The sequence below is a fragment of the Acidovorax sp. 22279 genome (assembly GCF_052045435.1).
Lineage (GTDB): Bacteria > Pseudomonadota > Gammaproteobacteria > Burkholderiales > Burkholderiaceae_C > Acidovorax > Acidovorax delafieldii.
In genome coordinates this window covers 352,566-366,981 of record NZ_JBQEOV010000002.1, presented here as the reverse complement: position 1 = coordinate 366,981, position 14,416 = coordinate 352,566, and the positions used below count along the sequence as shown (strand labels likewise).

General features: G+C 66.7%; 12 protein-coding genes. 8 read left to right on the top strand and 4 right to left on the bottom strand.

The annotated features are described in order from the left end of the window. The first annotated feature begins 254 nt into the window (after window positions 1–254). From smc to ACTJKQ_RS04420, 5 genes are all read left to right on the top strand, one after another. Window positions 255–3,779, top strand: coding sequence for a chromosome segregation protein SMC (smc, locus tag ACTJKQ_RS04440; protein WP_440596139.1), 3,525 nt, complete (start codon window positions 255–257; stop codon window positions 3,777–3,779). A 16-nt stretch (window positions 3,780–3,795) separates the two neighbouring features. Then, on the top strand, window positions 3,796–4,911 hold the full coding sequence (locus ACTJKQ_RS04435; protein WP_440596138.1) for a cell division protein FtsZ: 1,116 nt from the start codon (window positions 3,796–3,798) through the stop codon (window positions 4,909–4,911). Window positions 4,912–4,925: 14 nt separating this feature from the next. Next, the gene (gene ligA / locus ACTJKQ_RS04430; protein ID WP_440596137.1) at window positions 4,926–7,013 is read left to right on the top strand and encodes an NAD-dependent DNA ligase LigA; all 2,088 of its coding nucleotides are present in this window, start codon (window positions 4,926–4,928) and stop codon (window positions 7,011–7,013) included. A 118-nt stretch (window positions 7,014–7,131) separates the two neighbouring features. After that, on the top strand, window positions 7,132–9,426 hold the full coding sequence (locus tag ACTJKQ_RS04425; RefSeq protein WP_440596136.1) for a penicillin-binding protein 1A: 2,295 nt from the start codon (window positions 7,132–7,134) through the stop codon (window positions 9,424–9,426). Window positions 9,427–9,672: 246 nt separating this feature from the next. Next, a complete protein-coding gene (locus tag ACTJKQ_RS04420) occupies window positions 9,673–10,116 on the top strand; it encodes a collagen-like protein (RefSeq protein WP_440596135.1) in 444 nt (147 codons plus the stop codon). A 55-nt stretch (window positions 10,117–10,171) separates the two neighbouring features. Here the strand turns inward: ACTJKQ_RS04420 and ACTJKQ_RS04415 are convergent, their stop codons facing one another. The 3 genes from ACTJKQ_RS04415 to ACTJKQ_RS04405 form a co-directional block, all read right to left on the bottom strand. Beyond that, window positions 10,172–10,405 carry a DUF1737 domain-containing protein gene (locus ACTJKQ_RS04415; RefSeq protein ID WP_440596134.1) on the bottom strand — a complete coding sequence of 78 codons (234 nt, stop codon included), beginning with the start codon at window positions 10,403–10,405 and terminating at the stop codon, window positions 10,172–10,174. An 8-nt stretch (window positions 10,406–10,413) separates the two neighbouring features. Next, entirely contained in the window at window positions 10,414–10,965 is a 552-nt protein-coding gene (locus ACTJKQ_RS04410; RefSeq protein WP_440596133.1) for an NUDIX hydrolase, read from the bottom strand. A 117-nt stretch (window positions 10,966–11,082) separates the two neighbouring features. After that, the gene (locus tag ACTJKQ_RS04405) at window positions 11,083–11,778 is read right to left on the bottom strand and encodes a fumarylacetoacetate hydrolase family protein (RefSeq protein WP_440596132.1); all 696 of its coding nucleotides are present in this window, start codon (window positions 11,776–11,778) and stop codon (window positions 11,083–11,085) included. Between the two features lie 122 nt (window positions 11,779–11,900). On the opposite strand from ACTJKQ_RS04405, the gene ACTJKQ_RS04400 reads away from it, so the two are divergent. The 3 genes from ACTJKQ_RS04400 (at window position 11,901) to ACTJKQ_RS04390 (ending at window position 14,037) form a co-directional block, all read left to right on the top strand. Beyond that, entirely contained in the window at window positions 11,901–12,356 is a 456-nt protein-coding gene (locus ACTJKQ_RS04400; protein ID WP_043566498.1) for a MarR family winged helix-turn-helix transcriptional regulator, read from the top strand. 110 nt (window positions 12,357–12,466) lie between these two features. Next, complete coding sequence (gene maiA, locus ACTJKQ_RS04395) at window positions 12,467–13,135, top strand: maleylacetoacetate isomerase (RefSeq protein ID WP_440596131.1); 669 nt, start codon at window positions 12,467–12,469, stop codon at window positions 13,133–13,135. Next, complete coding sequence (locus ACTJKQ_RS04390; RefSeq protein WP_440596130.1) at window positions 13,132–14,037, top strand: polyphenol oxidase family protein; 906 nt, start codon at window positions 13,132–13,134, stop codon at window positions 14,035–14,037. Before maiA ends, ACTJKQ_RS04390 begins: the two co-directional genes overlap by 4 nt. On the opposite strand, the gene ACTJKQ_RS04385 is transcribed toward ACTJKQ_RS04390, so the two are convergent. Then, on the bottom strand, window positions 13,957–14,298 hold the full coding sequence (locus ACTJKQ_RS04385) for a hypothetical protein (RefSeq protein WP_056745193.1): 342 nt from the start codon (window positions 14,296–14,298) through the stop codon (window positions 13,957–13,959). The genes ACTJKQ_RS04390 and ACTJKQ_RS04385 overlap by 81 nt on opposite strands. Between the last annotated feature and the right edge of the window lie 118 nt (window positions 14,299–14,416).

Sequence of the window (14,416 nt, the reverse complement as noted above, 5' to 3'; positions counted from 1 at the left end):
CGCTTTTGTCTATCAAATTTGATAGCAAACAAGCCATATCACACTAGCGCATCAGGCCATTTTCGCCGATTTTTCGCCTGCGCAGAGCCCCCAGGCGCCACCGACGGCCCCGGAGGCCGGGGGGCGGGCAGGCGGCGCGGTATCATTCCGGCCTTGCCCACACCCGGCCCTGCCGGTGTGCTTTACGCCGGGACTGCGCACCGGCGCCCTGGTTGACCCCCGCGTCCCTCCTGCATTTATCCGCCTTCTGATCCGTGCGTCTTACCTCGATCAAGCTCTCTGGCTTCAAGTCGTTCGCTGAACCCACCAACTTCATGCTGCCCGGGCAACTGGTGGGCGTGGTGGGCCCCAACGGCTGCGGCAAGTCCAACATCATGGACGCGGTGCGCTGGGTGCTGGGCGAGAGCAAGGCCAGCGAGCTGCGCGGCGAGAGCATGCAGGACGTGATCTTCAGCGGCACCACCACCCGCAAGCAGGCGAGCCGCGCGAGTGTGGAGCTGGTCTTCGACAACTCCGATCACCGCGCGGGCGGCCAGTGGGGCCAGTACGGCGAGGTGGCCGTGCGCCGCGTGCTCACGCGTGACGGCACCAGCAGCTACTTTCTGAACAACCAGCCCGTGCGTCGGCGCGACGTGCAGGACGTGTTCCTGGGGACGGGCCTGGGGCCCCGTGCCTACGCCATCATCGGCCAGGGCACCATCAGCCGCATCATCGAAAGCCGCCCTGAGGAACTGCGCCTGTTCCTCGAAGAGGCTGCGGGCGTCTCCAAATACAAGGAGCGCCGCCGCGAGACCGAAAACCGCCTGTCGGACACGCGCGAGAACCTCACGCGGGTCGAAGACATCCTGCGCGAGCTGAACGCCAACCTCGAAAAGCTCGAAAAGCAGGCCGAGGTGGCCGCCAAATACAACACGTTGCACGCCGATGCGACGCTCAAGCAGCACCAGCTGTGGTTCCTGAAGCGGGCTGAGGCCGAGGAGCAGCAGAACAAGGTGCGCCTGGACGGCCTGCAGGCCGTGAACGACCTGGAATCGCGCATGGCCGACCTGCGCGCGGTCGAGTCGGACCTTGAAACCATCCGCCAGGCCCACTACGCCGCGGGCGACCAGGTCAACCAGGCCCAGGGTAAGCTCTACGAAGCTACGGCCGAGGTCGGCAAGCTCGAAGCCGAGATCCGCTACGTGGTCGAGGGCCGCCAGCGCGTGGAGCAGCGCCTGGTGCAACTGGCCGAGCAGATCGCGCAGTGGCAGACCCGCAAGGAAGAGGCCGACATCGAGCTGGAGAACCTGGCCGGTGCGGGGGTAGACGCCGAAGAACGCGCCGAGCTGCTGGCCGCCCAGGTCGAAGAGCAGGCCATGCAGATGCCCGACCTGGAAGAGGCCCTGCGCCAGACGCAAAGCCGCACGGCCGAGCAACGGACTGCCGTGGTGCAGGTGCAGCAGCAGATTGGCGTGCTCGCTGCCGAGCAGCGCAGCTTTGACGAGCAAAGCCGCCAGCTGGACGCCCGCTTCGAGCGCCTGCGCACCGACCGCAATGCACTGGCCGCGCCCGACGAAGCCCGCCTGACCAACTTGCGCGAGCAGCTCGAAGAAGCGCAAGAGATCGCGGAAACCACCGCAGCCCGCCTGCACGAGCTGCAGGGGTCCGTGCCCCAGCTGGACGACGACCGCCGCGCCCGCCAGCAGGCCGTCAACAGCGAAAGCGCACGCCAGGCTGAGCTGTCGGCCCGCATGGAGGCACTCAAGGCGCTGCAGGAAAAGGTCAAGACCGACGGCAAGCTGCGCCCCTGGCTCGCCAAGCACGGCCTCGATGGCCTGCAGGGCCTGTGGAGCCGTATCCACATCGAACCCGGCTGGGAAAACGCGCTCGAAGCGGCCCTGCGCGAGCGCCTGGCTGCGTTGGAAGTAGGGCGCCTGGACATGGTGCGCGGCTTCCTGGGCTCCGGCGGCAACGATGCGCCGCCCGCACGCCTGGCCTTCTACAGCGCCCCTGCGGCGGGCCACCCCGAAACATCGTCGCCCCATGCCCGCCTGTCGGACCTGCTGCGCCTGAACGACGCGGGCCTGCGTGCCGTGTTGGTGGACTGGCTGCAGGGCTGCTACACCGCGCCCACGCTGGACGACGCTTTGGCCCGCCGCAGCACGCTGCAGCCCGGCGAAGTGGTGTTTGTGCCCACAGGCCATGCCGTCAGCGCCCACAGCGTGAGCTTTTACGCGCAGGACTCCGAGCAGTCCGGCATGCTGGCCCGCGCCCAGGAGATCGAGCACCTCGAAAAGGAATTGCGCGCGCAGGCACTGATCGCCGAAGAATCACGCACCGCTTTGGTCCGTGCGGAAGCGGCCTATGCCGATGCCTCGCAGCGCCTCGTGGCCGCACGCCGCGAAGCGACCGAAACACAAAGCCGCGCCCACGAGCTGCAGGTCGAAACCCTGCGCCTGACCCAGCTGGCCGAGCAGACCCGTGCCCGCAGCGCGCAGATCGACGGCGACCTGGCCGAGGTCGAGGCCCAGCTGGCCGACCTGCAGGAGCGCCGCGTGGCCGCCGAGGCGCGCTTTGAAGAGCTGGACATGCAACTGGCCGACAGCCAGGAGCGTGAGGCCCAGCTGGGCGACAAGGTCATCGAGGCCGAACGCAAGCTCACCGCCTGCCGCGAACAGCAGCGCACGCTGGAGCGCCAGGCGCAGGAGGCCACCTTCTCCCAGCGCAGCCTGGAGGCGCGCCGGGGCGAACTCAACCGCTCCATCGAAACCGCCACACAACAGGCCAAGGCCCTGGCCGACGAAGAGCAGCGTGCGCGCGATGAACTCACCCGTCTCTCTGACGCCGCCGCCCAAGGCGGCCTGCAGGCCGCGCTGGAAGTGAAGATGGAGCGCGAAAAGGCCCTGGCCGCCCAGCGCAGCGAATACGACGACCTGACCACCAAGCTGCGCGCCAGCGACGAGCGCCGCATGCAGCTGGAGCGCGCGCTCGACCCGCTGCGCCAGCGCATTACTGAGTTCCAGCTCAAGGAACAGGCCGCGCGCCTGGGCCTGGAGCAGTACACCACCTTGCTGCAAGACGCCCAGGCCGATCTGGAAGCCGTGGCCCGCTCCATCGAGGAAGGCAATGTGCGCATGGGCGGCCTGCAGAGCGAAATCGACCGCCTGCACCGCGAGATCGCGGCACTGGGCGCCGTCAACCTGGCCGCGCTGGATGAATTGAAGCTGGCCAGCGAGCGCAAGGTGTTCCTCGATGCGCAGACCGCCGACCTGACCGAGGCCATGAACACGCTGGAAGACGCGATCCGCAAGATCGACGGCGAAACGCGCCAGCTGCTCTCGGGCACGTTCGACACCGTGAACGCGCACTTCGGCCGCATGTTCCCCGAGCTGTTCGGGGGCGGCCAGGCCAAGCTCATCATCACGGGCGACGAAATTCTCGACTCCGGTGTGCAGGTGATGGCCCAGCCACCCGGCAAGAAGAACCAGACCATTCACCTGCTGTCGGGGGGCGAAAAGGCCCTCACGGCCATCGCGCTGGTGTTTGCCATCTTCCAGCTCAACCCCGCGCCGTTCTGCCTGCTGGACGAGGTGGACGCGCCGCTGGACGACGCCAACACCGAACGTTATGCCAAGCTGGTGTCCAGCATGAGCAAGGGCACACAGTTCCTGTTCATCAGCCACAACAAGATCGCGATGGAAATGGCCGAGCAACTGATCGGCGTGACCATGCAGGAGCAGGGCGTGTCGCGCATCGTGGCCGTGGACATGGAGTCGGCCCTGACGATGGTGGACGCTTGAACCCATTGATTCAAACATGAGCACATTGCAACTGAGTCTCGCCATCATCGGTGGCCTGGTGCTGGCCCTGATCGTGGCCTACAACACCTGGACCTCGCGCCGCAACGCGCCCAAGCGCGCCTTGCCCACGGAGCACGACCCAGCGGCAGAGCCCGCGCAGCGCCTGGAGCCGGGTTTTGATGCCGCTGCGGCGGGGGCAATGCCGCCCAGGGAGTTCCATGGCCTGGACCGGGGGCCGGAGCCGTCTGAACACACCGTGGATGCGGGCGACGCCCTGCAACTGCCCGTGCCACCGTTTTCGTCCGAGCGCCGCCCCGGGCTGGACCCGCTCATCGACGTGATCGCCTCGCTGCAGCCCGAGCATGTGGTGTCGGGCGATGCGGCGCTGGCCGCGTTGCCGCCCACCCGCCGCGCAGGCAGCAAGCCCTTTGCCATCGAAGGCCTGAACGAAGCCACCCAGCAGTGGGAAACCCCGGCCCCTGGCCAGCGCTACCAGTCCTTCCAGGCGGGGGTGCAGCTGGCCAACCGCATGGGCGCGCTCAACGAGATCGAGTTCTCCGAGTTCGTGGTCAAGGCCCAGGCCTTTGCCGACACGATCAACGCCGCCCCCGACTTCCCCGACATGCTGCAGGAAGTGGCCCGCGCCCGCGAGCTGGACCAGTTCGCCAGCGACCACGACGCTCAGCTGATGTTCATGCTGCGCGCCCGCCAGGCCGCCTGGAGCCCTGGCTACGTGCAGCAGAACGCTGCCCGCCTGGGTTTTGTGCCCGGCGCAATGCCCGGCCGCCTGGTGCTGCCCGCCAGCACCCAGGGCCTGCCGCCCTTGCTCACGCTGGGCTACGACACCCAGGCCGCCTTGGCCGACGATCCGGACCAGTCCGCCATCCGCGACATCACGCTGAGCCTGGACGTCGCCCAGGTGCACCGCACCGAGCAGCCCTTTGCCCGCCTGCGCGACGTGGCCGCCGCCCTGTGCCAGGCCATGGATGGCGTGCTGTGCGACCAGAACGGCACGCCGCTGCCCGCCATGGCCATGGACCCGATCGCTGCGGACCTGGAGCTGCTGTATGACCAGCTCGATGGACGCGATCTGTCGGCGGGGTCGGTGTTGGCGCGGCGCCTTTTCAGCTGAGCGCCGGTGCGGCCATGACCGACAATCTGGATCTTTTTTCGGCTCCAGCGCTAGTGGATCAAGCGCAGCCTGCTATCAAAATCAAAGCACTGCGCGACCAGCTCAACCAGTGGGCGCACCAGTACTACGTGCTGGACGAGCCCACCGTGCCCGACGCCGAATACGACCGCGTGTTCCGCGAGCTGCAGGCGCTGGAAGCCGCGCACCCTGACCTGGTCACCCCCGACTCGCCCACGCAGCGCGTGATTGGCGCGGTGATGGAGGGCCTGGCCCCCGTGCGCCATACGGTGCCCATGCTCAGCATCCACACCGAAACCGACACCGAGGCCACGGGCGCCCAGGCGTTTGATGCGCGCGTGCGGCGCGAGCTGGGCCTGACCGATGCTGACCCTGCCATTGAATACGTGGCCGAGCCCAAGTTTGACGGCCTGGCCATGAGCCTGCGTTACGAAAACGGCCGCCTGGTGCAGGCCGCCACGCGCGGTGATGGCGAGGTGGGCGAGGACGTGACGCACAACATCCGCACCATCCGCCAGATTCCGCTGACCCTGCCCGACGGCGTGCCTTCTTTGCTCGAAGTGCGCGGCGAGGTCTACATGCGCCGCGCCGACTTCGACGCGCTGAACGAGCGCCAGCGGGAGCAGGGCGGCAAGACCTTTGTGAACCCGCGCAATGCGGCTGCGGGTGCGGTGCGCCAGCTGGACTCCAACATCACCGCCCAGCGGCCCTTGAGCTTTTTTGCCTATGGCCTGGGCGCCATCACGCCGCCTGCCGAGGGTGGGCCCGTGTTCCGCACGCATTTCGAGATGCTGCAGACGTTGAAATCCTGGGGTTTCCCGGTGGCAGCGCAGGTACAAATTGCGGTGGGCGCTACTGAATTGGTAGCATTTCACCAGCAGGTGGGTGCCAGCCGCGATGCGCTGCCGTACGACATTGACGGCGTCGTCTACAAGGTCAACTCGCTGCAGCTGCAGCGCGACCTGGGCTTCAAGACCCGCGAGCCGCGCTGGGCCGTGGCGCACAAATATCCCGCGCAGGAGATGGCCACCAAGATCGAAGGCATCGACGTGCAGGTGGGGCGCACCGGCAAGATCACGCCGGTCGCACGCCTGGCGCCGGTGTTTGTGGGCGGCGTCACCGTCACCAACGCCACGCTGCACAACCTGTTCGAGATCCGCAAGAAGGGCGTGCGCGTGGGCGACACCGTCATCGTGCGCCGTGCGGGCGATGTGATCCCCGAAGTGGTAGGCGTGATGCCGGGCAACCGCACGGGCTATGTACCCAATTTTCAGATGCCCAAGGCCTGCCCCGTGTGTGGCAGCGCCGTGGTGCGCGAAAAGGGCGAGGCTAACCACCGCTGCACGGGCGGCCTGTTCTGTGCCGCGCAGCGCAAGGAGGCCATCCTGCACTTTGCCGCGCGCCGCGCCATGGACATCGAGGGCCTGGGCGACAAGCTGGTGGACCAGCTGGTGGATGCCAACGTGATCCGCACGCTGCCCGACCTGTACCGGCTGGGCCTCACATCGCTGATTGCGCTGGAGCGCATGGCCGAAAAATCGGCCCAGAACGTGCTGGCTGCGCTGGAAAAATCCAAGCAGACCACCTTGCCACGCTTTTTGTTCGGCCTGGGACTGCGCCATGTGGGGGAGGCCACGGCCAAGGACCTGGCGCGGCACTTTGGCACGCTGGACGCCATCATGGACGCCAGCGTTGAGCAGTTGCTGGAGGTGAACGACGTGGGCCCCGTGGTGGCGCAGAGCCTGCACACTTTCTTCCAGCAACCGCACAACCGCGAGGTGGTCGAGCAACTGCGCGCCTGCGGCGTGACCTGGCCCGAGGGGCCGGTGGCCGAGCGCGCTCCGCAGATCCTGGCGGGCAAGACGGTGGTGCTGACCGGTACCTTGCCCACCCTGAGCCGCGACGCCGCCAAAGACCTGCTGGAGGCCGCTGGCGCCAAGGTGGCGGGCTCCGTCAGCAAAAAGACCAGCTATGTGGTGGCGGGCGAAGAAGCTGGCAGCAAGCTGGCCAAGGCCCAGGAACTGGGTGTGCCCGTGCTCGACGAAGCCGGCATGCTGGAACTGTTGTCAGGCCAGGGTGTCTGACGGAGCACGGTGCACCATGCCCGACTCTCTTTTCGCGTTCTCATTCCCCTTTCTCCTTGCTGACCGGCCCCTGGTGGGGCGGTCCTGAAGCGACCCCCAATCTCCCGGCGATTCATTGATGCACAACTGGCTGCTTTCTTTTCGGGCCCGCATGGCGAGCCTGTTGGCCTGGGTTCCCTGGCCCGTGCGGCGCCTGCTGCTGTGGACGGTGGTGGCGGTGCCCGCTGCGCTGCTGGTGTTCACGCTGGCGCTGGTGCCTTTTACTCCCGGCATCAGCGACATCCGCAAGGCCAAGAGCGAGCTGCCGGCGCAGCTCATGTCTGCCGACGGCAAGCTGCTGGCCGAATACCGCTGGGCCAACCGCGAATGGGTGGAGCTGAACCAGATTTCGCCCAACGTGGTGGACGCGCTGATAGCGACCGAGGACCACCGTTTCTACAAGCACTTCGGACTGGACTGGCGGCGCACGGCGTCGTCGGTGGTGCTGACGCTGCGCGGGGACCCGCAGGGCGGCTCCACCATCACCCAGCAGCTGGCGCGCAATCTGTTCCCAGAGGAAATCGGGCGCTCGCGCACGCTCACGCGCAAGCTCAAGGAGGCGATCACCGCGCTCAAGATCGAGGCGTCGTATTCCAAGGACGAAATCCTGGAGACCTACCTCAACACCGTGCCGTTTCTGTACAACGCCTATGGTATCGAGATGGCCGCGCGCACCTATTTCGACAAGTCGGCCGACAAGCTCAATGTGCTGGAAAGCGCCACCCTGATTGGCATGCTCAAGGGCACGGCCTACTACAACCCGGTGCTCAACCCCGAGCGCGCGCAGGCCCGCCGCAACACGGTGCTGTCGCAGATGGTCAAGCGGGGCAAGCTCGATGCCAAGCAGTTCGAGACCCTGCAAAAACGCCCGCTGCGCATCAACTTCGAACGCCAGACGGAGGTGATGGGCCCGGCGCCGCACTTCGCGATCCAGCTGCGCAAGCAGCTCATCGACTGGGCCGATAGCAAGGGCTACAGCCTGTATTCGGACGGTCTGGTGATTCGCACCACCATTGATTCGCGCCTGCAGGCCTATGCCAATCAGGCGGTGGCACGGCAGGGCCGCCAATTGCAAGGCGTGGCGGACACCGCCTGGTCGCAGCGCAATGGCTGGGGCCCCAAGAACGAGCTTGTGCAGACCCTGGTGCGCGAGAGCGCCGAATACCGCGCGGCCGTGGACAAGGGCGACACCCCTGACGACGCCCTGAAGGCGCTGATGGATGACGCCTCCTTCATGGCCAAGCTGCGCGCCGAAAAAACGCGTGTGCAGGCGGGCTTTCTGGCGCAAGACCCGGTCACCGGCCATGTGCTGGCCTGGGTGGGCAGCCGCGACTTTGCGCAAGACCCGTTTGACCATGTGCAGGCTGCGCGCCGCCAGCCGGGCTCCACCTTCAAGCCATTTGTGTATGGCGCTGCGTTTGCCAACGGCGCCACGCCCGAAGACACGCTGATGGATACCGCCGTCGAAATCCCGCTGGGCGGTGGCCGCGTCTGGCGTCCCACCGATGGCGGCCCGCCCAGCGACCAGCCCATGACGCTGGCCGATGGCCTCGCGCTGTCGAAGAACACCATCACCGCGCAGGTGATGCAGCAGGTGGGCCCGGCCCGCGTGGCCGAAGTGGCACGCGCCCTGGGCGTGCGGCAGTCCAAGCTGGAGGAGGTTCCGTCCCTCGCGCTGGGCACCAGCCCGGTCACGCTCAAGGAGATGATCTCGGCCTACAGCAGCATCGTGAACCTGGGCCGCTATGTGGAGCCCGTGCTCATCACCAGCATCGAAGACCGCCACGGCAAGGTGCTGGAGACATTTGCCAAGTCTGTTCCCGAAGAGGTCTTCCAGCCCCGGGCTGCCCAGACCCTGCGCAACACCATGCGCGGTGCCGTGGACCGGGGCACGGCCACGGCCATCCGCACGCGGTATGGCATCCAGGCCGACGTGGCGGGCAAGACCGGCACCACGCAAGACAACACCGATGGCTGGTTCATCCTGATGCACACCCGCGTGGTGGCGGGCGCGTGGGCCGGCTTCAACGACGGGCGCATCACGCTGCGCAGCGACTACTGGGGGCAGGGCGCGCGCAGTGCGTTGCCCATGGTGGGCGAGTTCATGCAGCAGGCCATCCGCAACAAGGTGATCGACGGCAACGACCGGTTTGTGGACGAGTTTGACACCAGCCCGCCGCCACCGCCCGACAGCTCGCTCAGCACCATGCGCGACTGGATCCGGGGGCTGTTCCGTACCGACCCCCAGCAACCCCCGGTGCCTGCCATGCCGCCTCGGCCTGCCGGTGCGGGAGGCTTGCCGCCGGTCACCATTGACCCACCGGGTTCTGTCTCGCCGCCTGTGCCTGCGGAAGACCGGGTGGGGGGCGAATAGGCCGTTGCGTCTTCTGGGCTTCTGTGGCGCCAGCGCCTTCGGCGCGATGGGGTGGGTGTTGCCTTGGGTCCTTCCAGCAAGGCCGCCTGGGTAGGGGGCTTTGCGAGGTGTAGGACGTTGTCGCCAAAGTCTGCGTCCAGCGTTTGTCGCCCGCACTAAGCGCGCAAGCGAACAGACCCTGCCAGAGGTGCCCCGCACAGTGGCGCATGCAGTCGTTGGACTGCATGCAACGCCAAAGGACTCACCATGAAAACAATCACCACCACCTTGCTGGTACTGGCCACCCTGACCCTGGGCGCCTGCACCGGCCCCATGGGCCCTCCGGGCGCGCAAGGCAATACCGGCAACACGGGTTACACCGGCAACACGGGTTACACCGGCAACACGGGTTACACCGGCAAGACTGGCGATACCGGCTACACCGGCGCGACGGGAGCCACGGGCAACCAGGGCAATACGGGCTACACCGGTGCCACAGGCAGTATGGGCTCGACAGGGGCCACCGGAGGACAGGGCAGCACCGGGGCCACCGGCATGCAGGGGGCTACCGGCTACCAGGGTGACACGGGGGCCACGGGCGCAAAGGGAAATACGGGCAACACCGGCAGCAAGGGCAACACCGGAAACACCGGCAGTGCCGGTAGCTCGGGCGACGGCAATACCGTCATCGTGATTCCAGCCAAGCCTTGATGCGCTGCGCGCGGCAGGTGCGATAAGACCACGGCCTGATGGGTTGGCCGCGCAGTCAGGCCACCGTACCGGGCCAAACGATGGCCTGGGCCACGATCACGGTCTGCCCATTGAAGGTGGCCGCAGGAGAGCCATACAGCCGATAACCCAGCGCCAGCGCGTCGCTCACGCGGCGGCAGAAGCTGGCGTCGTCGGGGCCTGTGAGCAGGCGGTAGGCGGGCAGGCCATCGGGCGGCACACTGGCCTGCGGGGTGGTCACGGGTGATGCTGCGGGGGTGGCAACTGTCATGGCAGGGCCTACTCAATGTCGATGAAGTGCATGCCCATGGTGCCCGCCTTGCGGTCGGCAAAGTAGCACTCCAGTGTTTCTTTCACAGTGCGGAAGGCCAACTCGTCCCAGGGTACCTCGTCTTCGGCAAACAGCCGCGCCTCGATGGTTTCGTAGCCCGGGTTGAACTGGTCGCTGAGCAGCGTGGCCCGGTAGAACAGGTGCACTTGGCCCACGCGGCGCACGTTCAGCAGGCTGAACAGGGGGCCGATCTCGATCTGCGCTCCGGCTTCCTCATCGGTCTCGCGCGCCGCACCCTGTGCCGTGGTTTCGCCCAGCTCCATGAAGCCTGCGGGCAGCGTCCATTTGCCCCAGCGGGGTTCGATGTTTCGTTTGCACAGCAGGATGCGGCCATCGGGCAGCGCGGGCAACGTGCCCACCACATTGAGCGGGTTCTCGTAGTGCACCGTGTTGCAGGCGGGGCAGACCGCACGCTGTTTGGTGTCGCCGTCGTCCGGCAGGCGGTACACCACGGCGGTGCCACAGGCGCGGCAATGTTTGATGGGGCTGCGGTAGGTCATGCAGGGGCTTGAGGGTAAGAATGGCTGATGGCGCTAGTGAAACATGCGCTACCAGCTATAAAAATCGTAGCGTTTTCAGCGTTCGCCTGGCCGGGCAGCAGGGCAGCCCGGTGGTCTTCAGACTACGGTCAAGCGCAAAGGCGTGAGGCCGTCCACACCGCCTTCGAGCGTATCGCCACGCACCACGGCGCCCACGCCTTCGGGGGTGCCGGTGTAGATCAGGTCGCCGGGCTGCAGCTCCCACGCGGCCGACAGGTGCTCGATGGTCTCGGCAATGTTCCAGATCAACTGGGTCACGGTGCTGCGCTGGCGGTCCGCTCCGTTGACCTGCAGCCAGATGGGCGCATTGGCCACATCACCTGCCTGGGCTGCCGGCGTGATGGGACCGATGGGCGCGCTGGCGTCGAAGCCCTTGCCAATGCACCAGGGGCGGCCCTGTTTCTTCATGTCGTTTTGCAGGTCGCGGCGGGTCATGTCGAGGCCCACGGCGTAGCCATAAATGTGGCTGAAAGCGTCGGCAGCCTGGATGTTCTTGCCGCCCTTGCCAATGGCCAGCACCAGCTCGATCTCGTGGTGCAGGTTGGCGGTCAGCCTGGGGTAGGGCAGTTGCCCGGTTTCGCCCGCGTTGACGACCACGATGGCATCCGCAGGCTTGAGGAAGAAGAACGGTGGCTCGCGGCCGGTGAAACCCATCTCCTTGGCGTGTTCTTCGTAGTTGCGGCCCACGCAGTAGATGCGGTGCACCGGAAACCGTTCGCCGCTGCCCACCACGGGCACGCTGACCACGGGGGCTGGAGGAAACACGTAGCTCATGTCTGCCTTTCAATGGTTCTGGGAATGCTGTCAAAAAGCCGGGCGCAGTACCGTGTGCGCCGCAGTGTGGCAGTGTGCCATGGGCGCAGACCCTCTGCTGGGGGGGCGCTACACTCGCGCCCATGGCAAAGAGCTTCGATTTCCACAATACGCCGGGCCACCTGGTGCGCCGCGCCCACCAGCGGACCGTGGCACTTTTCATGGAAGAGACGGCCGGATTTGACGTGACGCCGGTGCAGTTCGCCATCCTGCACGAGCTGCTGGCCCAGCCGGGCGAAGACCAGGTGACCCTGGCGGCCCGCGTGGCGTTTGATGCAGCCACTTCCGGCTCGGTGATCGGGCGCCTGGAGAAACGCGGCTGGATCCGCCGCGAGCCCGACACCCGCGACCGCCGCCGCAAGCTGCTGTGGATCACCCCCGAAGGAGAAGTAGCCGCCCTGCAGATGCGCGACGCCGCCCAGCGGGTGCAGGAACGCCTGACCGCACCGCTCACCGCCCAGGAAAGCGCCGACTTGATGGTGCTGCTCTCCAAAGTCGTATACAACCACCAGGACCCGGCAGGCACTTCGGGCGCCTGATCGGCACGTCCCGCGCTCTCAGGCCCCAGAGGCTTGCCATCTGCGGCGTGCTGGCACCACGCTGCGCCGGTTCCGTATCCCACAGACCCCATCACAGGCACCGTTCTTCCATGCAGCTGTACAACTACTTCCGCTCCTCTGCCTCGTTCCGCGTGCGCATCGCGCTGCAGATCAAGGGCCTGGACTATGACTACCTGCCCGTGCACCTCGTCAAGGGCGAACACAAGGACCCCGAGTACCTGCGCCGCATCGGCGACGCACTGGTGCCCACGCTGGTGACCGACGGAGGGACGGCGCTGTCCCAGTCCATGGCCATCATCGAATACCTGGACGAAACCCACCCGACGCCCGCCCTGCTGCCCGCCACGCCGCTGGCCCGGGCCCGGGTGCGGGCGCTGGCGCAGATGGTGGCGTGCGAGATCCATCCGCTCAACAACCTGCGCGTGCTCAAGTACCTGGTGCGCGACCTGAAGGTGGATGAGGATGCCAAGAACGCCTGGTACCACCACTGGGTGCGTGGCGGTCTGGAGGCGTTTGAGCGGCAGCTGGAGCTGCTGGCGCAAGAACGCGCAGCGCAGGGCATGGCGCCCTCGGTGCTGTGCTGGGGCGATACGCCCACGCTGGCCGACTGCTGCCTGGTGCCGCAGATTTTCAACGCCCAGCGCTTCAAGGTCAGTCTGGACGGCCTGCCGCTCACCATGGGGGTGTTTGACGCCTGTATGGCACTGCCTGCATTCCAGCAGGCGCAGCCCTCGGCCTGCCCGGACAACGAAACGTGACGCCTGTGTCATCGTCGGTCCCAAGCCGGCACGCAGACTGGCTGGTGCCCGACTGGCCCGCACCGCCCGGTGTGCATGCGCTGTGCACCACGCGAACGGGCGGCGTGAGCCGCACACCGTACGACCAGTTCAACCTGGGCACCCATGTGGGCGACGATCCGCTGGCAGTGGCTGCCAACCGGCAGACCTTGCAGTCCGCCTTGCAATTCACCACGCCGGACGCCCGCGCGGTGTTCCTGAACCAGGTGCACGGCGATGGCGTTGTATTGCTGGATGCGAGCACCCCCGACGGCACAGAGGCCGACGCCTGCGTAGCCAGCGCACCCGGCGCTGTCTGCACCATCATGGTGGCCGACTGCCTGCCCGTGCTGCTGGCCCACCGCTCAGGCCAGGTGGTGGCTGCGGCCCACGCCGGCTGGCGCGGACTGGCCGGGCACGCAGGGCAGGGCGTGCTGGAATCGGTTTTCAAGCATTTTTGCCATGAAGCGCTAGTGCATCATGCCTCATTAGCTATCAAAAAAGGAGCATCTGCGCCAGACTCTCCGGCCGTTTCAGAGCTTGCTGCCCACACGCTGGCCTGGTTGGGCCCCTGCATAGGCCCCACAGCTTTCGAGGTAGGGGCTGAGGTGCGCGCAGCGTTCTGCGACGCGCCGGGCGCATTGGGCGCTGCGGCTGCTCCATGTTTTGTGGCCCGTCCCGACGCACCGGGCAAGTACCTGTGCGATCTGGCAGGGCTGGCCCGGCTGCGGCTGCGTGCCATGGGCATCACGCACATATACGGCAACGACAGCACCCCGCCGTGGTGCACTGTCACGCAGGCCTCAAGGTTCTTTTCGCACCGCCGCGACAGCGCCGCCCTCGGCGGCAGCGGGCGCTTTGCCGCCTGCATCTGGCGCGGCTGACGCTGCCGGCTCGGCTCCCGCATCGGCCACGCGGGCCGCAGCCTGCTCCGCGTCATACGCAGCCTGTTCGGCCGCCTCCCGTTCCTTGATCTTGCGCTTGCGCGAAGGCGTGCCCAGGATGTACACCAGGATGCCCATTGGCAGCAGGCCATACAGCGCAAACGTGATGATGGCGCCCAGCACGGTGCCCTGCGGACTGGTGGCCTCGGCCACCGCCATCATGAGAGTGACGTAGGTCCAGGCGATGACGATGAGGTACATTGGTTTGTGTGCACTGAAAGCGTTGAATTCGTTGCCATGCACCATGGCGGTGGGCAACAATGAACCCGCGAAACAAAAATCAGGCCCCAGCCGCTGTGAGCGACCAACCATCGAGGAA

Coding starts and splice junctions, on each gene's coding strand:
- ACTJKQ_RS04385 (WP_056745193.1), bottom strand. CDS start 14,298: ATGTACCTCATCGTCATCGCCTGGACCTACGTCACTCTCATGATGGCG.
- maiA (WP_440596131.1), top strand. CDS start 12,467: ATGCAGCTGTACAACTACTTCCGCTCCTCTGCCTCGTTCCGCGTGCGC.
- ACTJKQ_RS04400 (WP_043566498.1), top strand. CDS start 11,901: ATGGCAAAGAGCTTCGATTTCCACAATACGCCGGGCCACCTGGTGCGC.
- ACTJKQ_RS04425 (WP_440596136.1), top strand. CDS start 7,132: ATGCACAACTGGCTGCTTTCTTTTCGGGCCCGCATGGCGAGCCTGTTG.
- ACTJKQ_RS04420 (WP_440596135.1), top strand. CDS start 9,673: ATGAAAACAATCACCACCACCTTGCTGGTACTGGCCACCCTGACCCTG.
- ACTJKQ_RS04410 (WP_440596133.1), bottom strand. CDS start 10,965: ATGACCTACCGCAGCCCCATCAAACATTGCCGCGCCTGTGGCACCGCC.
- ACTJKQ_RS04435 (WP_440596138.1), top strand. CDS start 3,796: ATGAGCACATTGCAACTGAGTCTCGCCATCATCGGTGGCCTGGTGCTG.
- ligA (WP_440596137.1), top strand. CDS start 4,926: ATGACCGACAATCTGGATCTTTTTTCGGCTCCAGCGCTAGTGGATCAA.
- ACTJKQ_RS04405 (WP_440596132.1), bottom strand. CDS start 11,778: ATGAGCTACGTGTTTCCTCCAGCCCCCGTGGTCAGCGTGCCCGTGGTG.
- ACTJKQ_RS04415 (WP_440596134.1), bottom strand. CDS start 10,405: ATGACAGTTGCCACCCCCGCAGCATCACCCGTGACCACCCCGCAGGCC.